Source organism: Nocardia sp. NPDC058633 (assembly GCF_042717045.1).
In the GTDB taxonomy this organism is placed as follows: domain Bacteria; phylum Actinomycetota; class Actinomycetes; order Mycobacteriales; family Mycobacteriaceae; genus Nocardia.
The window spans coordinates 1-22,587 of sequence record NZ_JBHXRA010000023.1; the positions used below are offsets into that span (position 1 = coordinate 1).

Genomic DNA, 22,587 nt, shown 5'->3' on the forward strand with positions numbered 1-22,587 from the left:
CGTTGCTCCTCGGACAACGAACTTCGCGCACGCATGAAACTGCTCCCCGGAGGTCGGATCTGAATTTCTCAGTCCAACTTCCGGGGAGCAGTTCAACTTCCGGTGCCCCTTTATTTTTCGTGCGTCACACGCCTACGGAGCGTCGGCGTTGCCCGCCTTCCATTCCGACCACGGGATGTTCCAGTCACCCAGCCCGTCGACACCGGACAGGGTGCCACCGACCGTGTTCTTGATGATGGTGATGTCGCCGCGCTTGGCGTTCTCGTACACCCAGCGCGCGTTCGCCGGGCTCAGGTTCAGGCAGCCGTGACTGGCGTTGGAGTAGCCCTGCTGCCCGACCGACCACGGTGCCGAGTGGAAGAAGATGCCGCTGTAGGAGATTCGCGTCGCGTGGTCGACCGGCGTGCGGTACCCGTCGGCCGAGTTCACCGCCACACCGTAGGTCGAGGAATCCATGACGATCTTCTCGTGCCGATCACTGACGATGTAGATGCCGTTGTCGGTAGGGGTGCTGTCCTTACCCATCGACGTGGGCATGGTCTTGATCACCTCACCGTTCTTCTCCACCACCACCTGCTTGGTGTTGTCGTCGGCGGTGAAGATCACCGCGTCGCCGATGGTGAAGTACGAATGGATGTCGTCCTGACCGTACAGACCCTTGCCGAGGTCCTTGCCGTAGACGTTCACATCCACGGTCACCTTGGTGCCCGGTGCCCAGTAGTGCTCCGGGCGCCACCGCACTTCGCGATTGTTCACCCAGTAGAACGCACCCTCGACAGCAGGCTCAGTGGTGATCTTGATGGCCTCTTGTGCGGCACGGCGGTCGGGAATGTTCTCGTCGAACTGGATCGCCACCGGCTGACCGATACCGACCACGTCACCCTCGCCGGGCAGCAGGTACGGCTTGGTCTGGCTCTTCGGCGAGCTCGTGGTGAAACTCATCGTCGAGGAGTTCGCCCCGCCGAGCCCGATGGCCGCGGCCGTGAGCTTGTAGGTCTTGCCGTACCCGAGCACCTCGGCCGTCGACCAGGAGCGCCCGTCCGCGGCCAGTTGACCCGCCACCGGTGCGCCCTGCGGATTGGTGAGCGTGACATCGGTGAACTTGCCGTCCTCGACCTGGAAGGCCAGCGGCATACCGGGCGAGACGCCGACCTGTCCGTCCTTGACGGTCGAGACCAGCTTCGGCTTGATGAGTTCGGCGAGCGGGTTGCGATCGATCGCCACCTCCACACCGCTGCCCTCCGCCGCCGAGCACGCCGACGCCCCGAGGGCGAACACCGCCAACAGCACCACCGGAACGATCGTCCGTAGCGACCGAGGTCGCCCCCGCTTCTTACCCATGTCAACCCCGTTTCCGTACCGACGCGATTACAGTGCGCCGCAGATCCCACCGACCCGAATCGCTAGAGCCATCCGCTGTCGGCGGGGGGCGTTACGAACTCGACGTCTCGCCCATTCTGCCAGCTGACCCGGCCGGTTCCAACGGGAAAGACCCGCGACACGACCAAGTCACAGTCGTTAGATACGCACAAGGGCCGTCGGCGTTAACAACGCCCCAGATGCCGGATTGTTGCTGGTCAGCGCCCGATTTCACTTTCCGACCCGCGGCCTGCTAATGTTTGTTCCGCACCGGAGACGGGGCGAAGAACAAAACACGCGCCATTAGCTCAATTGGCAGAGCAGCTGACTCTTAATCAGCGGGTTCGGGGTTCAAGTCCCTGATGGCGCACAACAGGAAGCCCCTGACCAGGTCCAACGGTCAGGGGCTTCCATCGTTCCACCTGTCGAACCGGGGCAGCCACCGAGAAGGCACCCCCTCGTGGGAGTGACCCAGCTACTTCGCGTCATCCACCGAATCCGGCGCCTCAGAGATCAGCGTCACACAATCGGTCTGGCCCCAGGACGCCGCCCGAGCGCGAGTTCGTTGCCTCCTACGAACTCGACGCCGTGCGTGTCTCCCGCGACGGGCGGTTTCCTAAGCGGGACTTGATCATTCAGCGATCTACACCACTGCACTGGTACCGTCGTGCCGAGGGGGAAAATTATGAACGACTTCACCGCACAGGTGGCCAGTCTCGACGGATTCGGGTTGGACCTGCGGGACCTGGAGACGAACTTCTCGTCCAACGCCTCGCGCATGTTGTCGGATCTCGCGCTTCCCAGCGGAACGGCCGGGTTACTCGCCTCGTTGGCATCGTCGTTCGAGAACTTTCGGGGGACGTTGGCCACGTCACATCAGCAGGATCGAACCACTCTCTCGTCGTACAGCACAGGCCTTTCGGCGGCTTCACGTCAGTTCCAAGGTACCGATGATGCTTCCGCGCAGGCGATCTCGACTCTCTCGGCGAGCACGACGAATGATCAATGGCACGAGACATCGAACGGCGGCGGAGTCACCCGATTCGCGGGTCTGCGATTGCCGACGCTGCCAGCGGTCGAGGACGGCCAGTTCACCGTTCGCCAGGTGGTCGATTCGGCGATCGAGCTGCTCACGCATTTCGATGATCCGCTGAGCCGGGCGATCGGAATCAAGCCAACAGCGGACTACCTCGTCCCGCTGGCCTCGGACTGGGAAACATTGGAGACCCTGGGCAGTCGGATTCGACAGCTGGGCATCAACGACTTCGTGGCGTCGGAGAACCTGTCGAGCGGCGTTCGGTGGCTGCAAAGCAGTTGGTCCGGAGACACCTCGGAGTCCTTCGCGTCGAGTGCAAACACCCTCGGACAGGCCATCTCCACGCGGAGCTTCGACTTGGACGTCGTGGCGAAGATCGTCACAAACGGTGGGGTTCGCCTCGAGCGTCTGGTGTACAACCAGGCGATGGGTTGGAGCAGTGGGCTGTCCCAGTCGATGCGCTGAAAGCAGCATCTGACGCCCGGCGTGATGCGATCACGACCATGATCGGGAAGATCGCCCAGGCACTCGAATACGCCCCGGGACAAACGGCCCCGACCTTCTCTGCGACGGAGTACGAGGTGCCGGACAAAGTGGTCCTGATCCCGACCTGCCCGCGGATCGCGCGGTGTACGGCTCGAAAACCAGCGCCGTCGACAAGACAGTCGCTGCTGCTGCCAGCGTGGACGCCGCCGCAGCGCAGTCGTACTTCGACGTCCGTGGATGGGATTTCTCCGAAGATATCCTCGGCACGTACCTCGGCAACAACGAAGCCGGTTTCATCTACGAGATCAGCAGTCTCCACTTCGAGCGGGTAATGGCCACCAGCGGCGCAAAAGAAGCAATTACCCAATGCCTGGAGGAAATAAAGAATCAGGCACGCCTGAACCCCCAGATCGGTGTCACGCACGAGTTGACCTCAGCATGGCTCGGCGTACAGCCAGGAGACGACGACGACATCGACAACGCATTGGGCCACTACGATGTGGCAGTCAGCAGCGACACAACGATCTCCGACGCGGACGGCAGTCTCCAGGCCGAGATCATCTACAAGAGCTATATCTACGAGTTCTACAACTTCGACAAAGACTCCGAGACCAGTCCCGGAGGCGTCGTCAACAACGAGATGCGCCACCTCGAAGAAGCTGGTTGGGCACGGAGTTTCCGCGTCCACGGCGAGGCCACCCTACAGTTCAGACGGGTCGAGAAACTGTGAGGTACTACAGCGGAAAGCCTGTCGCCCTGTTCATCGTTGCGTGCACAGCTCTTGTCGGGATCGGGGGATGTTCCGCCGACAAGGAGGACGAGATGAGCCACCTGTCGACGTGCGCAGACCTATCCTTCCCCGAGGACGCGAATATCGCGTGGTACCAGCATGACACCCGTTTCAGAGAGTCGACTTCGATAGCCGTAGTCGACATTCCCACCGGATCGGTCAGCGAGTTCAAGCAACGATCCGGATTCGCGGAGTTCGCTCCCGGCGTGCCCTCGCCGTGGAAGCCGTACTGGGAGGCGACCGGGATGAGCGATCTGCTGACGTCTGACGCCGGAAACGAACACTCGGTCGAGGGTTACCGGGATCCGAGAAGGTACGTGGTCATCCACGACGGCGGCGACAAGACAAGCCGGGTCTTCGTTCACACGGACTGCTGAACCGGATGGCGAGTCCCCGATATGGATGGTCTCAACCACGAGAGTCAAACCAGTGACCGCCGACGATCAGCTGTGGTACCCACAAGCCCGGGGGGAGCTTGTCTAGCCACGGTCACGATCTCGTTATCGGACCGCCATGGACATGCCCGTGTGCTAGCGCCGAAACCCCGATTCGGACTGCCGCGAGCTGGGCAAACCCGCCCAAAACCTGATTCGGGCAAACTTTTTATGTGACGACCGCCACGCAGAGCAGGGTCGTAAACCTCCTGCATACATAACGATTCTGCAACTGCCCAGCAAGGAAACAAGATCGGCAACGTTTGCCGTTCAAGTTTCGTTCACCTTGCGTTAACCAGTCGTGACCATTCTGTCATCAGGTCACAAACAGACCTGCGGTTTGGTCAGCCCGGAGGTATCCAACCTCCGATAGCACCGAACAGCGCGTGGTCTCCCCGCAGCCAGCTGTGGAGCACCGTGCGACGCCAGCGATGAACAGCCATCGAGCGTTCGTCCCCCGACAGTGTCGCACCTTCCCATACACAGACAGAAACAACGCATCGCCTGACCGGCGTGTACTTCCGTGCGCGCTGCGCGATCCATCGCGCCCTCTCCAGGGCCTGCGTCGCCAGACAGAGATGAAGGAACAGAAAAGCAATGCTCAACAAAGACAAGCTCAGCACCGTTATCGGCCGTCGCTCGCGCCGTGAGGCGTTCACCGTGGCAGTCGCCGCGGTCGGCCTGGTCGCCGTAGCCGCGTCCTCCGCCGTCTCGTTCGCCGACGACAGCGTTCCCGAGCGTGCCGCCGTGGTCGTCGAGCAGGCGGAGAACATCCCCGCTGCCGCCGCACCCGCCATCCAGGCCATCCCGGCACCGGCCCCCGCACCGGAGGCCGCCCCCGCGCCGGCTCCCGAGGCCGCGCCTGCCCCGATGCCCGAACCCGCACCCAAGGCCTACAGCAACGACCTGCACGGCTGGATCAGCGAAGCGCTCGACATCATGGCCGCCAAGGGCATCCCCGGCAGCTACGAGGGCATCCATCGCAACATCATGCGTGAGTCGACCGGTAACCCCCAGGCGATCAACCTGTGGGACATCAACGCGATCAACGGCATCCCCTCCAAGGGCCTGCTCCAGGTGATCGACCCCACCTTCGCGGCCTACCACGTCGAGGGCACCCCCTTCGATGTCTGGAACCCGGTGTCCAACATCGTCGCGGCCTGCAACTACGCGGCGCAGCGCTACGGCTCCATGGACAACGTCAACTCCGCTTACTGAGCAACCCGACGGGTGAACGCCCGCGCCTGGTCGTCGCCGACCGGAGCGCGGGCGTTTCGTCGTAGAATCGCCGTCGTGCCAGACAGCGCCGATCAGGCACCCGATCACGCGCATTCCGACGCGGCTACCGCCAGCCGCGTCGCCAAGGCCCGCCGCATGGCCGCCTATGCCTGGTCACGCGACATCCGCAGCGCCGAACTCCTCGCCCTGCCCGCGGCGACCCTGCGCAAGCTGGCCCGCGCCGCCGACACCAACCCGCCGAGCACCGGCGAGACCTGGCAGGTGGTCGCCGAGCTGCTCGATCAGAAGGATGCCTGGGCGGCGCGCAATCCCGACCACGACGCCGCGGTGCGCACCCACGCCGACGAGAAGCTGCTGTGGGTGAAGCCCCCGGTGAAGCCTTGGGCAGCGGACTCCTGACAAGTCCCCCGCGCAGGCGCACCCACCGTCGATTCGCGAGATCTCACGCGAGCAGCAGCCCGAGGGCCAACGCGAGCATGACGACGGCGATCACCGAATCGAGAACCCGCCACGCGATCGGGCGCGCGAAGAGCGGTCCGAGTCGGCGAGCGCCGTAGCCGAGGGCGACGAACCAGATCACGCTGGCGAGCATGGCGCCCGCGGCGAGGAACCACCGGTCCGGCGTCGCGTAGGTGCTGGCGAAGGAGCCGAGCAGGACCAGCGTGTCGAGATAGACGTGCGGATTGAGCCAGGTCAGCGCCAAGCAGGTGAGTACGGAGGCCCCCACGGCCACCGAGGTTCCCGCCGCCTCGGTGATCAAGGTCGACGAACCCAGCGCGCGCCGAGCGGCCAGCAACGCGTAGCCGATCAAGAAAGCTGCACCCGCGTATCGGGCAACGGTCACCACGGCCGGAAACGACTCGACCACCGCCCCGAACCCGGCCACGCCGGCGCCGATCAGCACGATGTCGGACACCGCGCACACCGCGATCACCGGCAGCACGTGCTGCCCACGCACCCCCTGACGCAGCACGAACGCGTTCTGCGCGCCGATCGCCACGATGAGCGAGAGCCCGAAGCCCAATCCGGAGAGGGCGGCCAGCGCCGCCGATGATGCCGTCACATCATCGACGTTAGGAGCCCGCCTATTTTCAGTCCAGCTAATGATTCTTAACAACCATTAGAGTTGCTGATGTGGATCTCCAACTGGACCAGCTGCGCGCGCTCAACGCCGTCCTCACCGAGGGCACCTTCGACGCGGCCGCGCGCCGACTCGACCTCACCCCGTCGGCGATCAGCCAACGGATCAAGGCACTGGAGGAGTCGGCGGGGCGCGTGCTGGTGCAACGCTCGAAACCGGTGCGCCCCACCGAATCCGGGCTCGCGGTCCTGCGGTTGGCCCGGCAGGTGGAGCTACTCGCAGGCGATACCGCGCGCGAACTCGGCGATGCCGACCGCCCCGCCGACCAGCCGATCCGCATCCCGATCGCCGTCAACGCCGACTCCCTCGAATCGTGGGTGATGTCCGCGCTCGCGAGCGTGCCCGCCGGGATCTCCTTCGACCTGCACCGCGAAGACGAGGAACACACCACCCGGTTGCTACGCGACGGCACGGTGACAGCGGCGATCACGGCGACCGCCACGCCGGTGCAGGGCTGCACGGTGACCCCGCTCGGCGCGATGCGCTACCGCCCGGCGGCGACGCCACGGTTCGTCCGCACCTGGTTCCCCGACGGCCCGACAGCTGCCGCCTACACCCGGGCGCCCGTGGTGCACTTCGATCGCAAGGACGATCTCCAGTTCCGTCAACTACGCCGTCGCACCCGTCGCCACGTCGATCCGCCGAGTCACTACGTACCCTCGTCGAGCGCGTTCGCCGACGCGGTGCGGCTCGGGCTCGGCTGGGGCATGCTGCCCGACCTGCAAACCGAGAAGGACCGCACCGCAGGGACTTTGGTGAACATCGACGGCGACTCCCACATCGACGTTCCCCTCTACTGGCAGCAGTGGAAACTACACTCCCCCGCCCTCACCTCGGTCGCCACCGCGATCGCGGCCGCCGCGGCGTCGGCACTGCTGTGAACGATCAAGCCGCGGAGAGGAATTCGATCAGCACACGATTGACCTCGTCAGGCCGCTCCAGATACCCGTAGTGCCCGCATCGTTCGATCTCGGTGTAGGTAGCCGTCGGGATCGCTTCGGCGACCTCACGACAGAACCGCGGCGGCACCATCTGATCGTCGGCGAACCCGACCACCAGGCTGGGCACCGAGATCGCGCGATAGGCCTGCCGTCGATCCTGCGACCGATCCATCCCCGCTTGCGCCCGAGTTCCGGGAGTTCCCCTCCCCGAGGTGAATTCGAAGATGTCGAGCCACTCCTGGGCCTTGGCCGGATCGGCCAGGGTGTGCGGTGACAGATTGACCATCGCCTTGACAGCTGCCGCGTACTCCGGCGGCAGCTCGATCCCCTTGTCGAACAACGCCTGCTCGCCCTTGCTGAGCGCACTCGTCACCGGATGTGGACGCGCGGTCGCGGCGAACATCACCGCCTTGCGAACGAGCTCCGGCCGAGCCAGTGCGAGCTCGGCGACGATCCGCGACCCCATCGAGGTGCCGACCACATGCGCCGGGGCACCGAGGTGTCCGATCAGCGCGGCGGTGTCACCGACCAGCTGCGCCATGGTGATCCCGGACGCCGACTCCGACGACGGCGCGATCCCCCGATTGTCGACAGTTGCGACGGTGAACCCCGCCTTGACCAGAGCAGGCACCTGATAGGTGCGCCAGACACGTCCAGGACTGCCACTACCCATCACGAGCAGGACCAGCGGTCCCGAACCGGTGACGTCGTAGCTGAGCTGGATGCCGTTGAGCGAGGCGATGGGCATAGCTCAAGCTACCGCGACGGTACCGGTCGACAAAGACCGCTGTCAGCTCAGTGAACCGCTGCGGACCTCGCCGGCCGCTATCACCTTCTCCGCCAGCGAGCGGATCGCCGCGCTTTCCGCGTCGGTCATCCGGTCGACGAACATCTCCCGCACCAATTCGACGTGCTCGGGCGCGGCCCGGCGCAGAATCTCGCGCCCGGCGTCGGTCAGTGACACGACGATTCCGCGCGCGTCGTCCTCGGCGGTCACCCGGTCGACGAGTCCGCGCGTCGCCATCCTGGCCAGTTGCTTGGACAGCCTGGACTTGTCCCAGCACACCGCGGCCGCCAACTCCTTGGCGCGCAGGCATTCGTCGGGGGCCGCCGACAGCGGAACCAACAGCTCGTAATCGGCCATCGACAGTCGGTGCTCGGCCAGTCCCGCCGCCAGCGCGGCGTCGAGACGCTGACGCATCAGGATGTAGGACTGCCAGGTCTGCTGCTCTTCTTCGGACAACCATCGGGGCACGGGAATGATTCTAGAACGCGGTTGGTTGACATGGAAACCAACTGAGTTCGTAGCTTCCAGGAGGCAACCCATGCCAGCTATCACCGTCGACGACATCATGGTGCTGCCCCGGCTGCCGCGCCCCGATGTCACCGACACCCAGCGACCCGTTCGTCAGATCGTCACCGCCGCGCGTCAACGCGAAGGCGCTGGATTCGAGGTGACCCGGCCGTTCCCCAGCGTCGACCTGCGCTCGGCCGACCCGTTCATCCTGCTCGACCAGATGGGCCCCGTCGCCTATGAGCCGTACGAGGCCAAGGGCGCGCCGTGGCATCCGCACCGCGGCTTCGAGACCGTCACCTACATGCTCGACGGCACCATGGTCCACCACGATTCCCAAGGTGGCGGCGGTGTCATCGGCGAGGGCGACACGCAGTGGATGACCGCGGGCTCCGGCATGCTGCACGACGAACTGCCCGAGGAGAAACTCGTGATCTCCGGGGGCACATTTCACGGCATCCAGCTGTGGGTGAACCTGCCGCGGTCCAACAAATTCGCCACCCCGCGCTACCAGGACCTGCGCGCGAGTGAACTGACCCTGGTCAGCTCGCACGACGGCGGTGCGCTCGTGCGCGTCATCGCCGGCGAGCTGGCCGGTTTCGCCGGTCCCGGCTCCACCTACACCCCGATCGCCTACGCCCACGCCTCGCTCGTACCCGGCGCCCAACTGGAAACACCGTGGCCCAAGGACTTCACCGCGATGGCCTATGTGCTGTCGGGCAGTGGCACGGTCGGCGTCGACCACAGGCCCATCAGCACCGGGCAGCTGGTGGTCTTCGGCAAGGGTGAGGCCATCACCTTGACCGCCGACACCACCCAGCACAGCACCACCGGCGACCTCGAGATCCTGCTGCTCGGCGGAATGCCGTTGCGCGAACCGGTGATTCAATACGGGCCGTTCGTGATGAACACCCGCCAGGAAATCATCGACGCGATGGAGGATTTCAACGCGGGTCGAATGGGCACCATTCCGGCCGAACACCTGACCGGGCGCAGGCTGGGCGAATAACCGAGGCGGTCTCGCGGCGAATCTCGCTCCGCGTGCGGTTGACAATCGGTCGCCCCGTCATAAAGGTGGACGGGGCCTACCGGCCATCATCGTGGCCGTGACCACACTCGAACCGCAGCAGACATAGAGGAATTCATGAACGTTCGCCGGCTCACTGTCAGCCTTGCCGCCGTAGGGCTCGCCCTGATCGCCGCTCCCGTCGCCGGCGCCAACCCGTTCGCGGGCTCGGCGGGCACCGGATCGTCCAGCTTCGACTCCATTCTCGGTGCGACCGGCTCGGCCAACCTGGTCCAGTCCGGTTCGGCCGGTGGTGCGTTCCGCAGCTGCGACGAGGCGATGGCCGCGGGCCGCGCGCCGTTGTTCCGTGGCGAGGCGGGCTACTCCCCGCACCTCGACCCGGACGGCGACGGCCTGGCTTGCCCCACCCAGTAAAAAGCACAAAAACACCCGATGTGACTCGTTGGCACATCGGGTGTTTTTTGTTGCCCTACCGGCTGATTCAGCGGCGGAAGATCTTGATCAGAAACAGGCCGGCCACGAGGGCACCTGCTCCGACCAGCGCGTATTTGACCTTCGGCTCATTGAACTTGGCGACCACCATCATCTTGGTGTCGTCTGCGATCCGTTGCGGATCGGCGCGCACCGCCAGTTCGTCGAGCGTGGTCGCCAACCGGGTACGCGCGATCTCGATCTCGCGTTCGATCCGGTCGGTGTCGTCCTTGGCCACCGTCACCTCCAGGTATATGTCTGCTGCTCGCCACCGAGTCTATCCATGCGCCTCGGCGACCCGGTCGGTTACCGTGCGGTGGTGACCGACAACCATCGCCTCTCCCCCGGAGATACCGCCCCCGAGTTCACGCTGCCCGACGCCGACGGCAACGACGTTTCACTGTCGGACTACCGCGGCCGCAAGGTGATCGTCTATTTCTACCCGGCAGCCAGCACGCCCGGCTGCACCAAGCAGGCCTGCGATTTCCGCGACAATCTCGCCGAGCTCGGCGGCGCGGGCCTCGAGGTCATCGGCATCTCGCCCGACAAGCCCGCCAAGCTGGCGAAGTTCCGCGACAACGAGGGCCTGACCTTCCCGCTGCTGTCCGACCCCGAGCGCGAGGTGCTCGAGGAGTGGGGCGCCTTCGGCGAGAAGATGATGTACGGCAAGACCGTGACCGGCGTGATCCGCTCGACCTTCCTGGTCGACGAGAAGGGCATGATCGAACTCGCCCAGTACAACGTCAAGGCTGCACATACGACAATCAACATCGACCGAATCCTGGGCAAACGGAAGTAGAAAGCGCCCAGACCAGTCAGGTGGCCCTAATCCGTCCCCGAGATCCCGCCTCCGACTGTAGGTTGCACGGCCATGGGACAACGGAAGAAGCTGCCGCAGTATCTTGTCTCGACCACCTACCACCTCCACTGGCGAGGAACAGGGGGGATCAGGAGCGGGGGACGAACCTTCACCTCGGAGGCTGAGGCCATGGCGCTTGCCGAGGAGAAGATCAAGGAGATGCGTGATGGTGGCGCGGCCACCACCACGCGCTCCGTCACGGCCAAGCTCTGGGACACAGAGATTCGAAACCCACCGCTGCTGCAAGCGTCGTACTACGACGAAGCGCAAGGGCTCTCCGCTGATGAACGGTACGCCGCCCGAGTGCATGACGAGCACTGGATGTTCGACAGAGGTGGGGATTTCACCTACCAGGGCTACCCGCTGACATATTCGTATCCAGCGTGGGACGGTGATATTGAGCCGAAGCCGGACACCTGCCCCCACTGCGGTACGTCGCTGCACATGGCACTGCAACTACAAGCGGCTGAGCAACAATTGGGCCGCGCCACCAGACTATAAACCCGTACATAACCTGGCAGCCGCATTACGAACCGATCCTGACGTGCGGGGCAGGGGTCCCCCCCTGGGTGGCTGGCGACGTCCTAGCCCGAGACTGCGGGGGCGAGAAGCCTTTATCCCAGGGTCGGGCAGTCAGGGGCAGAGAGGAGCAGCGAATACCAAAGCGACCAGGGGATGTGACCCAGAAGAGCCACCTACTCCCGTCTGAGCGGAAGACTGGCGCAGCGGCGGCGAGAACACCCCTCAGCCGTCGCCCTCGACGCCTGTTATCCCCTCGATTCCGAGGAGCAGTTCTGGGATGTAGTCCGGAATCTCGGAGCTGACGAGCACGCGTTCACCGTTGGCTCGATGCACGTGCCCCACGAAGTCGGGAGACCCCAGCACTCGCGCCTCCTCGCGAGTCAACTCCGAATCGGTTCCAGCCCCACGTGATTCGAATGTGAAGCGGCCCTCCGAAACCGTGACCAGGGCGATGCCATGCATCTCCGCGTAGTCGATCGCGCCACTCTGAAACGGAGCTGTTGCGATCACCACACCCTTCTGGGCACCCACGCTGTGCATCTTGTCCTTCAAGACCTGCACAACCTGACGCTCGATCGAACCCGTGTGCTTCTTGGCTTCGACAAGGACGAGAAAATCCATACCCCCGAGCCGGAACCGAACGGTCGCGTCGATCTTGTACTGCCCGTCAACGCCTTGAATCGACTCCTGAACCGCCACTCGTAGATCTTCGATCGGATCGCCCATGGCGGCTTCGAACAGGTCAGCCACGAAGGCTTCGAACTCAGCAGGAGTTATCGCAACATCGAGAGTCCTACCATGCGACCAATCAGCGTCTTGAGCTTCATTCGCCACTAGAGCTCCCAGCGTCATGAGGGTTTCAGTCCACCGGAAACGATACTCAATCATCGATCCGGCAGGCGGGAGCATTCTGTTGCGGCACTGTCTCAAAAACGATCCCTTGTTGCGACTGAGACAGGGCGATTGTTGGTCACCATCCGTGCAGGGAAAACCTACGGCCAACCGTCTTGAAAACCTGTCTCAAAACCTCTAGTCTCAAAACTGTCAACACGACGGGTTTTTGAGACAGGATCAAGATGGCACTCATCGGCTACGCCAGGGTCAGCACCGCCGACCAGGACCCCCAGCTTCAGCTCGACGCGCTTGAGGCAGCTGGGTGCGGTCGCACCTTCACCGATCACGGTGCGTCAGGCACAAAGGCGCAGCGCCCCGAACTGGATCGGTGCCTGGACCACCTTCGCGACGGTGACGTCCTAGTCGTTTGGAAGCTAGATCGGCTGGGCCGCAACACAATTCATGTACTTCAGCTCATCGAGCGACTGACGGAATGCGGTATCGGATTCCGCAGCGTCACCGAGGGTCTTCACACCGATGGCCCGATGGGCAAGGCGATGCTCACCGTGATGGCGGCATTCGCTCAGCTTGAGCGTGACACCATGATCGAGCGAACCAAGGCAGGTCTCGCCGTTGCGGCAGCGAATGGACGCAAGGGCGGTCGCCCTCGGAAGATTGACGATGCGGATGCCTCCAAGGCTCGGGACCTCAAGACTATGGGGATCACCGCACCCGACATCGCCAAGATGCTCGGATGTTCCCGTGCGACCGTGTATCGCTACTTGACCGCCGGGTAGGTCTACTCATTTCCGGTAGGCAGGAAGCTATCTGCCGCTTTTAGATACTGATCGAATTCAGAAGCCGCAGCATTAATCATTTGCTCCACAGTCTCGCCATCTATCCATATTGGTTCCCAGGGCTTCTGATGCCGAAAAAGGGCTTGGCGACGCCGACCCTCTATGAAGCATCCAAGCGCACCCGGAGTTGAGCTCGCGCCAATTGCTAGACGCTGGTGAAAGAAATGTCCATTCCCTGGCGTTGGAGCAAAAACAGCCTCTTGATTCCCAAGGTATTGAAATCTGCCATCAACGGTGGTGACATGAACTGCATGCCCCCCAACGGACGACTTCGCACTTGCGAACGGTCCGGTGACAATTCCCTGCATTGATGACAAGAGACGAAATTCGACACTGAAGTGGTTAGGCCATTCATTGTAGAGGTCTTCGAACATCTCGAACGGCTCGTTGTCGCCGACCCAGGCAAGGTCAGGTCTACTGCTTCGATTATAGGCCACCCCGTTCTCAATTCGCCAAATAGACAATGGATTTAGGGCGCACACCAGAAATGCGGCACCGAGATTCGTTTCCGAACGTCGACGACTCTCTTCCGAGTACTGACACAATGCATCAACCATGACCTCGATCGGCTTATCCCAGGAGAACGCGGTCTCCCTGAGCGCGTGTACCGGGTCATCTCCAGCGACCCCAATCGCCAAATCGCTACGAACAATTGATAGCTTCAGCACTGGACCGTCGTAAACTCTCATACTTCTTCGCCTACCACCTTCACGCATAGCAGCGAAGCTAATCTTCGTATCACCAACGACAGATATCCTCTTTCCGTGAATGCCAGCCACAATTAATGTCACAACCACTCCTTCCGCCCTGCATAATTACATTATCGGACAATTCTTCCATAGAAATCGAACGCCACGGTGGCCAGCCAGATCTACCTGCTCCGCGTGTCGATCGCCAGTCGGATGAGTCGGCGCGCGGGCTCCCCCGTCACCGATGCCTCTGATAGTTCGGCGAACAATCGAGAGAAGGTCTCGATCTCCCTGGGCTGGGTGATCGACAGCTCCGCTGTGGGAGTTTCGACCAGCACCAACCTAGAATCGAACACCACAAAGTTGGTTGATTGCATCGGCATCGGAGCCGATGCAGGAATGACCCCGAGAATCACGCGGGGTAGCCCCGAGACTGACAACAGACGGTCAAGCTGCCCGCGATGGACGCCAGGACCGCCGACTGGATTGTAGATAGCCTGCTCCGTGACCAGGACGTGAAACCTACGGTCTCCCCGGTACAACCACTGTTGACGCTCGATGCGTTTCGACACCCCAGCATCTACGTCGTCGGGGATGCCGTAGAACCGAACTGCACGCCTGAGAATCTGTTCGGCGTACTCGGGAGTCTGGAAGATTCCGGGAATGATCTGCGGCTCGTACACCCGCTGTAGGCGGGTTTCCTCCGCGAGAGTCACGGATCGTTCTTGTCGGCGTCGAGTGCCCGTAGCGAGGAGTCGTCTCCACTCGATGTACGCGGCTTCGATGCCTCGCAGAGTGGCGATCAGGTCCGGCAGCTGATCCGCGGTGCCGGTATGCGCGGCGTACGCGCGGAGGTCCGCCTCGTTGGGCGGCCTGGTGCCGTTCTCGATTTTCGAGACCTTGGACTCGTGCCACCCGGAGAGCTGAGCCAACCGGCGGCCGGTCAGCTCAGCATCCCTACGAATCTCACGAAGTCGTCGACCCAGTTCCTCGCGAGCTTGGCGAGGTGAGGTCACGCGATGTGTTCCACGTACTCGCTGAAAGGCGTTGCAAGCTTCCACACGCGGTTTCGTTGCTCCACGCAGTACCCAACCAGGCCAGGGTCTTCGGTGATTACAACGCCGCGACCACGAGTAGCCGTGTCTCGGGCGTGGAAAGCTACCCGAGAACCATCGAGCAACCAGTAGTCCTCGGTGAGCGGCGGCACTCCCGCGTTGTGTCGAGGCAAGTACCGAATGTCTTCGCCAGCCTCGATGCTCTCGGGATTCAGAGTCAGAATCCATCGGTGGTAGTCACTCACTGGCTCGGTGAGTACCCGAACTCGACGAATCGCCACACCGCGTCCGGTGGTGTGCCTGACTAGCGAACGCCACGGATCAAACCATGTGCTATCTGCTGGTTCACCCGCGAGGAACCGCCGGAATGGCTCGGACTCGGATGCCACCGAGTAAGCGTCCAGAGTCTCTAGGTGGAACGCCTCCTGCTCGCACTCCGCGAACAGCGACTCCCAGAGGTCTGGTTCATCATTGAGCCGCAGCAGCATTGCCGTAGAACCTCCGCGTGTTCTTGGGAACCTCGATGACCGATTCGTCTTCGGCAAGGTTCTTCACTTGTGCCAGGGTCTCAGGGTCGGTGACAGGCCGACCTGTGAGGGTGAACGTTCCCCTTCCAGTGTCATCGAGCTGAGCGCCAACGTAGGTATCAGACTCAGCGAAACCCAACAGCAAGTGTGGGATCTCAATCGTGTCAGCCTGGCTGGTGGTCCAGCCTTGTATCGCGTAGGTGTCCTGGTCTGTCGCGTACAACGCCGGGCACTCACCCGTACCCGACCCACCATTGCCCAAGAACCTCAGCTTCAACATGACATGAACCCCCGTCTGACGGCTTGGCATTGTTTGGCATGTGCAATGTCTAGTGTCGCTGATTTCGGGCGTCTATGAGGCAGCTAGACACCAATACGGGCAAGTTCTGTCAAGTTTGTATCGACACCGGTTCGTTGGTTCGTAAGTTCGTCTCAACGCTCCCGGCGGGTGAACTAAGCGTCCCCGCCGGGGGTGGAAGCCAACGAGCGCCACAGGAGGGCCGCAGTGCTCCCACAACGCATACCGAAGCCGATACGGCTCGACCCCATAGAGGTCGCTCCGCCCGAAGTGATCCGGAGATTGCTCGAAGCACTCGCCCGGTGGGAACCGAAACGGCGAACATCATGAGCAAGGCGATACAAGCCCAGTTGGACGCACTGAACGAGCGTGCAGCCAATCGTTCGATGGGCATCCGCAGGGCCGAAGAACCGCCGTATGGATGGCAGCTGTCGAACCCGTTCCGGGTCGTCTGTCACGGGAGCTTGGAGAACATCGCGGATTGGTTGACGGCAGCGGAGAGCCGGGACAGATGATCCTGGCCGGATGGTTCGTAGCGTTCGGGGTTCCGGCGGTCGTCTTGGTCGCAGCGATTCTGTGGCCCGAATGAGCCACCCCAACGCGCAAGGTCGCGTCGAATGGGCCCCGGCCCCCTCCCCATGCGTGCGTGTGGACCATATGACAGAGAGGTGCCAATCCCCGAGGGTGGAGGGGTAGTCCCCAGGGGCCTACATCAGATTCCCAACTGCCGCATCAGCTCTTGCTCGTCCTCCCAGCGCCTACGCTCGTCCTCAGCCTCTTCCGCTACCTCTTGCAGAATCTCGGCCTTCTCCTGGTCGGACAACTCTTGCTGGACAGACGATTCCAACAAGTCCACGATCGAGTCGTGGACCTTGCTCGGCTGCTGAGCGGATTCACGTTGCCGCCGTTGGACTTCAACCCACTTGACGTCATCGTCCTGGTACCTGTTCTCGCGGTGTGCACATACCTCGACCGCACCAAGCTCAAGGGCAAGCTTGTCGGCAAGCTGCCCGGCATCATCGGCCGGTGCGAACCCCCTACCGGACTTCACCAACAAGCCGACCTCAACCATCCGGACTAGTGGCCGGTTGAGAGAGTCAGGACGAGAACCGATGTAGTCACCTAGCGCCTTGGCTGTTGTCAGCCCACCGCACACGAGGTCATACAGGTGACCATGGCGACCATCCAACCCAAGACCCTTGGCGGTCTTGGGAGTACTCCAAATCATGTGAAGGGGACTCAACCCCTTCCATAGGTCATCTGAAAGATCTCCTGTAGTAGGTATCTCTCTTACTAATGGGGGGAACATGTGTGAGTTGTCCTCCACCGGCGGCAGAGGACGACGCACAGACCACTTCTCCTGCTTGAATGTCTGGAGGTGCCCCTGGGTAGTTAGCCGCTTCAGCGCATCCTCAACAGCCTCTTCGGAGACACCTGCTATGACGGCGAGTTTCCTTCTGCCTAGCGTCGTCTCGGTGTTCCCTTGCCCAACGCATGCCGCTACCAAGGCGAGCAGCACTCGCCTGTCGGACGGCCCCGCCTTCCCGCACCAAGGCGCGAACCTTGCCCACGTCTCAATCTTCGAGAGTCGCGCCTTCGCCCACTGTCCAAGCCCTTGTGGTCCGAGTGGCCCACCAGTCGCCCCTCTAACAGCTGAGCGGACAGCCGATGCGATCCAACCCCTATCTGTTCCGCCAGACTGTTCGTAAGCCGACGTGAGGACGTCCTCCGGGTCCTCATCGAGTACATCGCACAGCCGCACAACGGGGAGGGCGCACTGGGTGAAGACCTCGTTCCGCTGGCCAGGTCCGGCAGCCGCCACCCGAGCGACCATGGCATTCAGCTGAATACGCGCGTCGGCAATGTCCCTATCGGCCGGTGCAGCATCGGAGCCTTCGACTACCGCCCTCGCTTCAACAGCTGCCAACAGTTCCGGTGTTGCGGCGTATGGGGACAGATCACGGACGACCTCGTAGAACCGCTGCTTGCCATCCGAACCCCGAGCGCGAGAACCAGGCAGCATCGCGAACGCTGCCACTTCGATCATTGGCTCGCCCTGATCGTTGCGGGCCAAGACGCATTGCCGAATCTTGAACCCATCAGGTATCGAGTAGATCAGTTGCGCTCCAAGACCATTCACACCAGGTGACACCGTCTGGATAGTTCGTGTCATCGTGCTGTCAGGGAACAGTTCAGCCATGAGACCGAGCGACCCACCGTGCTTTGCGTCGATGTCGACCACCAGGAGACCGCCGGTGCCGTTCCGGACAGCGGCATTGCGAGACAGCCTCTCTCGGTCGGCTACTGAGCGCTCGGGGGTCCAGTCCCCAGCGCCCTTCACCACGTGTTTTTTGCCCGGCAGGCAGGGCACGACTACACAGCCACGATCCAGATAGAAGCCCAAGTGAGCGGCAGCACCGCCCGAAACTTGCTTATTCACTTTGCCTATCGCCATCAGCCCTCGCACACTCACACCGAAAAATCATTTGCCGAAACTCCATCGACTACTCAGGGAGTGCCGCTAACTCAGGGTTGGCAGGCTCCTCATTTTGGGGGTCAGTAGCCCAAGCAGGTTCGGGCCAGTCATCCGGAATACGGACTCGAACTTTCCCATCTTGCAGCCCGACAATTACTCCAGATTCCCTCAATACCTGCCTGCGATCAGTGCCCGGATTGCTCCAAAGTTCCCCGTAGGTCGCACCTGTTCCGACCGTCTCCCATCGCGCTGGGATCACGGTGTCCTTCCCCAGCTCGCGAACGCGGGAGGACAACGACGTCAAGCGACTACGCCAAACGTTTTCATCGTCGACCAGACCGTTGTCCGATTCCCAACGCAACCGTACTAGTGCCTTCTCGGCTATCTCGAGATCCTGCGTGTGGTCCTCGCCGGGCCGGAACACTTGCTTGGTCACTTCCAAATCCGAGTAGTCCTCGATCAGCTCCGCTATCTTCTGCTCGACCTCATCGAGCCGCACAGCACCCTTGCAGCCTCCTGGCGTCCGACCGCACCGGATGTAGGTGTGGACGTTCTCGGAACCGTCCTTCTTCTTCACGTTTCGGCGGTGCTGACTCAACGAATAACCGCACTCCAAGCACCGGCCAATACCAGCCATCGGATTATCCGTCATCTGCCGAGCCTTGCCGCTCTGAGCCTTGGCTGCCAAGACAGACTGGATACGCTGCCAGTCCTCGTCCGAGAACGTCGGTTCAGCCATCCGAATAACGTTGCCCTGAGCATCCAGCACAGGGTGCTCAGCACCACCCTGGCGGCTGACCTTCAGGCCCTGCGTCCGTAGCGACGACAGCACTCGACGGACCGTAGTTACCGACCACGCACCAGAACCTCGCGACCTGGCGACAGCAGTCTTCGTGCCTTCGTCGTTCAACCACACACACAATTTCGTCAAGGACCAGTGGTCCTCCAGAAGCCTGGACTTCATCGCATGGAGCACATCGTGGGATTGGGGATCGCGCTCCAGCGCTTTGCCTTTACCCGATGGGTGCGGAACTGTGCGGTACCCGAACGGAGCTACGCCGTGCGATACCCGGTCAGTCATCTTCAGTTGGCTCATTCGATCTTGAGCACGGCTCTTGAACCGATTCAGCTCGATCTGAGCGAAGAATGATCCGATGTAGATGAAGAACTCCGCCATCTGAGACTCGAACGTAGTCGACGCCTGGTCTCGATAGTTCAGCACCATGCCGTCACCGGAGAAGGCGAGTACCTTTTTGTTCTCCTCGATGAACTTGGCGAAGTCCACACAGTCGCGAGTAGATCGAAATGCCCGGTCGATCTTCTGGAACACGATCACGTCCCACTCGTGCAACCGTTCCGGTTTGAGCCATTGACCCAGGTCAGGACGCTCGAACGGAGTTGTCTTGCCTGCCGACACTCCCAGATCCTCGAAAGTGTCGACCACCTCGTACCCCTGGACGGCAGCCCACCGTAGGCCGTCCTCCTTCTGAGCAAGGTGCGAAACCTTCTCTTGCCCTTGCATCTTGGATACGCGGGCACCGACAATCGCTCTCAACGTCACGTTGTCAAGAGTAGCGCTCAGTACAACGTCCGCGCCACCGGCCACGTCGCGAAGTTGCGCCGCGATCTGTCGGTGTAGTCAGCCGCCGAACGAGCGGATGTAGATCTCGTAACCGTCGAGCAGCCGCGCCAATCCGAACTCGAAATCGGCTTTCTCCCAGTCGATTTCCTCGCTCTCGAACGCCGCCTCGGCGAGGGCGGCAGATGTCGCGGGAAAGCGGCCAGGGTCGAGCACCCTGGCCATGACCGCGCCGAAGTCGCCGCCCTCGCCGATCCGCAGGTCCCTGGCCGCTCGTCGCCTGCCGACCACGAACATCGACAAGTTCATCACCAGCTGGAGTTTGACCGATTCCGACACCGGCACCGCGCCGAGCACCTGTAGCCCGGCCTCGACCCAGGCCATGTTGTTCGGACCCATCGGCGGCCCACTCTGCGGAATGTCGACCCACCACTCGTGAATGCCGATGGCCTCGAATTCGGCCACCGCCCACTGGTGTAGCCCGGCCCGCCACGTGGCGCCGGCCACGCCAGCGGGCGGCAGCCCGACAACTCGGTCGACCAGCAGATTCACCAGCATGGTCTTGCTGTCGACGTAGCGGTACAGCGACATGGCTGTGAAACCGAGCTGCTTGGCGACCCGGTTCATCGACAGCGCCGCATAGCCCTCCGCGTCGGCCACCTCGATGGCCGCATCCAGGATCTGGTCGATGGTCAGGGCCCGCTTGGGCCCGCGACCGCCCGGTTCCTCCAGGCCCCACATCAACTGGACCGCTTTGGGCAGCGCCTGATCCCCGGATGTCGTCATCGTCCTCCTCTGCTCGCGTCGACTCTATCGGTGCCCACACTTGCGCCAAAGAACTGATTACCCTATAAACTATATCTATCACATAAACAGTTTCTCGATCGGAGAAATCAATGTCACCCGATTCAGCGCCCGCGCTCACCATGAGCCGGTTGCGCAAGGTCTACGGCACCAACGTCGTCCTCGACGACCTCGACCTCGACATCCCGACCGGGACGGTCTTCTCGCTGCTCGGCCCGAACGGCGCGGGCAAGACGACGTTGGTGCGCATCCTGGCCACCCTGATCCCACCGGACGGCGGCCGGGTACGCGTCTTCGGCCACGACCCCGCCCACGCCGGGGACACCGTGCGCAGGCTGATCGGCGTCACCGGCCAGTACGCCGCCGTCGACCTCGTGCTGACCGGCACCGAGAACCTGCGCCTGACCGGCCGATTGCTGCATCTGGGCGCCACCGAGACCAAGCGCCGCACCGCGGAGCTCCTCGACCGTTTCGAGCTCGCCGACGCCGCCGATCGACCGGTCAGCGCCTACTCCGGCGGTATGCGGCGGCGGCTGGATCTGGCCATGAGCCTGATGGGCCGACCACGCATCGTCTTCCTCGACGAGCCGACCACCGGCCTCGATCCGCGTAGCCGTCGCGACCTCTGGACGGGCATCAGGGAACTCGCGGCCGACGGGACCACCATCTTCCTCACCACTCAATACCTGGAGGAAGCCGATCAACTGGCCGACCGGATCGCCGTGCTCGACAACGGCCGCATCGTCGCCGACGGCACACCGGCCGAACTCAAACGCCTGGTGCCCGGCGGCCACATCCGGCTGAGCTTCGCCGACCACCACCTGCTCGTAGCCGGCGCTCAGGCCGTCGACGCCGCGGGCGCCCAGGTCGACCACGACCAGCTGACCCTGCAGGTGCCCTCGGACGGCAGCGCCGCCGAGATCAAGCAACTGCTCGACCGCTTCGCCGACCTCGACATCGCGATCCAGCAGCTCACCGTGCACACGCCCGACCTCGACGACGTCTTCTTCGCCCTGACCGGTCAACCCCGCAGCGCCGCCTCGGTCGCCTGAACATCGAAACGAGACACACCATGACCACCCTGTCTCCCGCCCAGCGCACGCTACGCACCGTCCAGGATTCGGCCACCATGCTGGACCGCAACATCCGCCACACCCTGCGCAGTCCCGACACGATGATCATGACGATCGCGCTGCCCGTGATAATCCTGCTGATGTTCGTCTATGTCTTCGGCGGCGCGATGGACGTCGGTCCTGTCACCTACATCGACTACGTAGTTCCAGGAATCATCTTGCTGTGCGCGGGTTTCGGTGCATCGACGACCGCGGTCTCACTGTCGACCGACTTGGCCGACGGCATCATCGACAGGTTCCGGACCATGGCCATCGCCCGCTCGGCGGTGCTCACCGGCCATGTCACGGAGAGCGTGATCCGCAATCTGATCACCTCGGGGATCGTGATCGGGGTCGCGGTCGCGATCGGATTCCGACCGACCACCGATCCGCTGCGCTGGCTGGGCGTGGCCGGACTGCTGGCGATGTTCGTGTTCGCGCTGTCGTGGCTGTCCGCCGCGCTCGGCCTGCTCGCGCGAAATCCCGAGGCGGCCAACGGCTTCACCTTCGTGTTCATGTTCCTGCCGTACGTGAGCAGCGCTTTCGTGCCGACCGAGTCGATGCCGGTGTGGCTGCACTGGTTCGCCGAGAATCAACCGGTGACCCCGGTGATCGAAACGATGCGCGGGCTGTTGATGGGCACGCCGATCGGCCACAGTGGTGTGCTCGCGGTGCTGTGGTGCTCGGGTATCGCCCTGGCCGGGTACGTCGCGGCAGGAGTGCTGTTCCGGCGGCGCACCAGCGTCTGAAACCACGA

At 62.8% G+C, this 22,587-nt stretch carries 26 protein-coding genes, 1 tRNA gene and 1 pseudogene; 15 read left to right on the plus strand and 13 right to left on the minus strand.

The window, feature by feature from the left end:
* Positions 1–132: 132 nt before the first annotated feature.
* The gene (locus tag ACFWUR_RS26205) at positions 133–1,341 is read right to left on the minus strand and encodes an Ig-like domain-containing protein (RefSeq protein WP_378910308.1); all 1,209 of its coding nucleotides are present in this window, start codon (positions 1,339–1,341) and stop codon (positions 133–135) included.
* A gap of 315 nt (positions 1,342–1,656) precedes the next feature.
* Here ACFWUR_RS26205 and ACFWUR_RS26210 point away from each other — a divergent pair.
* The 6 genes from ACFWUR_RS26210 (at position 1,657) to ACFWUR_RS26235 (ending at position 5,743) form a co-directional block, all read left to right on the plus strand.
* Positions 1,657–1,729, plus strand: a tRNA-Lys gene (locus ACFWUR_RS26210).
* Between the two features lie 315 nt (positions 1,730–2,044).
* Entirely contained in the window at positions 2,045–2,860 is an 816-nt protein-coding gene (locus ACFWUR_RS26215) for a hypothetical protein (protein WP_378910309.1), read from the plus strand.
* Positions 2,861–3,023: 163 nt separating this feature from the next.
* Positions 3,024–3,611: a hypothetical protein gene (locus tag ACFWUR_RS26220; protein WP_378910311.1), complete on the plus strand. Its 588-nt coding sequence runs from the start codon at positions 3,024–3,026 to the stop codon at positions 3,609–3,611.
* Positions 3,608–4,048, plus strand: a complete 441-nt coding sequence (locus ACFWUR_RS26225) for a hypothetical protein (protein ID WP_378910312.1) — start codon at positions 3,608–3,610, stop codon at positions 4,046–4,048. The genes ACFWUR_RS26220 and ACFWUR_RS26225 overlap by 4 nt, the downstream gene beginning before the upstream one ends.
* A gap of 654 nt (positions 4,049–4,702) precedes the next feature.
* Complete coding sequence (locus tag ACFWUR_RS26230) at positions 4,703–5,323, plus strand: transglycosylase SLT domain-containing protein (protein ID WP_378910313.1); 621 nt, start codon at positions 4,703–4,705, stop codon at positions 5,321–5,323.
* Positions 5,324–5,398: 75 nt separating this feature from the next.
* Positions 5,399–5,743 (plus strand): hypothetical protein, encoded by a 345-nt coding sequence (locus tag ACFWUR_RS26235; RefSeq protein WP_378910315.1) that lies wholly within the window; start codon positions 5,399–5,401, stop codon positions 5,741–5,743.
* A gap of 43 nt (positions 5,744–5,786) precedes the next feature.
* On the opposite strand, the gene ACFWUR_RS26240 is transcribed toward ACFWUR_RS26235, so the two are convergent.
* Positions 5,787–6,407, minus strand: a complete 621-nt coding sequence (locus tag ACFWUR_RS26240; protein WP_378910316.1) for a LysE/ArgO family amino acid transporter — start codon at positions 6,405–6,407, stop codon at positions 5,787–5,789.
* Positions 6,408–6,478: 71 nt separating this feature from the next.
* Here ACFWUR_RS26240 and ACFWUR_RS26245 point away from each other — a divergent pair, with 71 nt between their 5' ends.
* On the plus strand, positions 6,479–7,366 hold the full coding sequence (locus tag ACFWUR_RS26245) for a LysR family transcriptional regulator ArgP (protein WP_378910318.1): 888 nt from the start codon (positions 6,479–6,481) through the stop codon (positions 7,364–7,366).
* A 4-nt stretch (positions 7,367–7,370) separates the two neighbouring features.
* Here the strand turns inward: ACFWUR_RS26245 and ACFWUR_RS26250 are convergent, their stop codons facing one another.
* The gene (locus tag ACFWUR_RS26250) at positions 7,371–8,174 is read right to left on the minus strand and encodes an alpha/beta fold hydrolase (RefSeq protein ID WP_378910320.1); all 804 of its coding nucleotides are present in this window, start codon (positions 8,172–8,174) and stop codon (positions 7,371–7,373) included.
* Positions 8,175–8,216: 42 nt separating this feature from the next.
* The gene (locus ACFWUR_RS26255) at positions 8,217–8,681 is read right to left on the minus strand and encodes a MarR family winged helix-turn-helix transcriptional regulator (RefSeq protein ID WP_378910322.1); all 465 of its coding nucleotides are present in this window, start codon (positions 8,679–8,681) and stop codon (positions 8,217–8,219) included.
* 70 nt (positions 8,682–8,751) lie between these two features.
* On the opposite strand from ACFWUR_RS26255, the gene ACFWUR_RS26260 reads away from it, so the two are divergent.
* Positions 8,752–9,729: a pirin family protein gene (locus tag ACFWUR_RS26260; RefSeq protein ID WP_378910324.1), complete on the plus strand. Its 978-nt coding sequence runs from the start codon at positions 8,752–8,754 to the stop codon at positions 9,727–9,729.
* A gap of 135 nt (positions 9,730–9,864) precedes the next feature.
* Positions 9,865–10,161, plus strand: a complete 297-nt coding sequence (locus tag ACFWUR_RS26265; protein WP_378910325.1) for an excalibur calcium-binding domain-containing protein — start codon at positions 9,865–9,867, stop codon at positions 10,159–10,161.
* 67 nt (positions 10,162–10,228) lie between these two features.
* On the opposite strand, the gene ACFWUR_RS26270 is transcribed toward ACFWUR_RS26265, so the two are convergent.
* Complete coding sequence (locus ACFWUR_RS26270) at positions 10,229–10,462, minus strand: DUF3618 domain-containing protein (RefSeq protein WP_378910327.1); 234 nt, start codon at positions 10,460–10,462, stop codon at positions 10,229–10,231.
* Positions 10,463–10,537: 75 nt separating this feature from the next.
* On the opposite strand from ACFWUR_RS26270, the gene bcp reads away from it, so the two are divergent.
* Positions 10,538–11,017, plus strand: coding sequence for a thioredoxin-dependent thiol peroxidase (bcp, locus tag ACFWUR_RS26275; protein ID WP_378910329.1), 480 nt, complete (start codon positions 10,538–10,540; stop codon positions 11,015–11,017).
* Between the two features lie 189 nt (positions 11,018–11,206).
* Entirely contained in the window at positions 11,207–11,578 is a 372-nt protein-coding gene (locus tag ACFWUR_RS26280) for a hypothetical protein (protein ID WP_378910332.1), read from the plus strand.
* 243 nt (positions 11,579–11,821) lie between these two features.
* Here the strand turns inward: ACFWUR_RS26280 and ACFWUR_RS26285 are convergent, their stop codons facing one another.
* Positions 11,822–12,508, minus strand: a complete 687-nt coding sequence (locus ACFWUR_RS26285) for a restriction endonuclease (protein ID WP_378910333.1) — start codon at positions 12,506–12,508, stop codon at positions 11,822–11,824.
* 167 nt (positions 12,509–12,675) lie between these two features.
* Here ACFWUR_RS26285 and ACFWUR_RS26290 point away from each other — a divergent pair, with 167 nt between their 5' ends.
* The gene (locus ACFWUR_RS26290) at positions 12,676–13,230 is read left to right on the plus strand and encodes a recombinase family protein (RefSeq protein ID WP_378910334.1); all 555 of its coding nucleotides are present in this window, start codon (positions 12,676–12,678) and stop codon (positions 13,228–13,230) included.
* A 2-nt stretch (positions 13,231–13,232) separates the two neighbouring features.
* Here the strand turns inward: ACFWUR_RS26290 and ACFWUR_RS26295 are convergent, their stop codons facing one another.
* The 6 genes from ACFWUR_RS26295 to ACFWUR_RS26320 form a co-directional block, all read right to left on the minus strand.
* Entirely contained in the window at positions 13,233–14,081 is an 849-nt protein-coding gene (locus ACFWUR_RS26295) for a hypothetical protein (protein ID WP_378910336.1), read from the minus strand.
* Between the two features lie 80 nt (positions 14,082–14,161).
* Positions 14,162–14,995, minus strand: coding sequence for a helix-turn-helix domain-containing protein (locus ACFWUR_RS26300; protein ID WP_378910337.1), 834 nt, complete (start codon positions 14,993–14,995; stop codon positions 14,162–14,164).
* Entirely contained in the window at positions 14,992–15,522 is a 531-nt protein-coding gene (locus ACFWUR_RS26305) for a DUF6879 family protein (RefSeq protein ID WP_378910339.1), read from the minus strand. The genes ACFWUR_RS26300 and ACFWUR_RS26305 overlap by 4 nt, the downstream gene beginning before the upstream one ends.
* Complete coding sequence (locus tag ACFWUR_RS26310) at positions 15,503–15,841, minus strand: hypothetical protein (RefSeq protein ID WP_378910340.1); 339 nt, start codon at positions 15,839–15,841, stop codon at positions 15,503–15,505. Before ACFWUR_RS26310 ends, ACFWUR_RS26305 begins: the two co-directional genes overlap by 20 nt.
* A 730-nt stretch (positions 15,842–16,571) precedes the next feature.
* Positions 16,572–18,314, minus strand: a complete 1,743-nt coding sequence (locus ACFWUR_RS26315; protein WP_378910342.1) for a bifunctional DNA primase/polymerase — start codon at positions 18,312–18,314, stop codon at positions 16,572–16,574.
* Between the two features lie 49 nt (positions 18,315–18,363).
* Positions 18,364–19,896 carry a recombinase family protein gene (locus ACFWUR_RS26320; RefSeq protein ID WP_378910343.1) on the minus strand — a complete coding sequence of 511 codons (1,533 nt, stop codon included), beginning with the start codon at positions 19,894–19,896 and terminating at the stop codon, positions 18,364–18,366.
* 15 nt (positions 19,897–19,911) lie between these two features.
* On the opposite strand from ACFWUR_RS26320, the pseudogene ACFWUR_RS26325 reads away from it, so the two are divergent.
* Positions 19,912–19,974: pseudogene (locus tag ACFWUR_RS26325) on the plus strand (peroxiredoxin); the annotation flags it as partial.
* On the opposite strand, the gene ACFWUR_RS26330 reads toward ACFWUR_RS26325, so the two are convergent.
* Positions 19,975–20,700, minus strand: a complete 726-nt coding sequence (locus ACFWUR_RS26330; protein WP_378910345.1) for a TetR/AcrR family transcriptional regulator — start codon at positions 20,698–20,700, stop codon at positions 19,975–19,977.
* Positions 20,701–20,810: 110 nt separating this feature from the next.
* Here ACFWUR_RS26330 and ACFWUR_RS26335 point away from each other — a divergent pair, with 110 nt between their 5' ends.
* Both ACFWUR_RS26335 and ACFWUR_RS26340 read left to right on the plus strand, forming a co-directional pair.
* Positions 20,811–21,770 (plus strand): ATP-binding cassette domain-containing protein, encoded by a 960-nt coding sequence (locus tag ACFWUR_RS26335; RefSeq protein ID WP_378910346.1) that lies wholly within the window; start codon positions 20,811–20,813, stop codon positions 21,768–21,770.
* A gap of 20 nt (positions 21,771–21,790) precedes the next feature.
* On the plus strand, positions 21,791–22,579 hold the full coding sequence (locus tag ACFWUR_RS26340; protein WP_378910348.1) for an ABC transporter permease: 789 nt from the start codon (positions 21,791–21,793) through the stop codon (positions 22,577–22,579).
* The last annotated feature ends 8 nt before the right edge of the window (positions 22,580–22,587 follow it).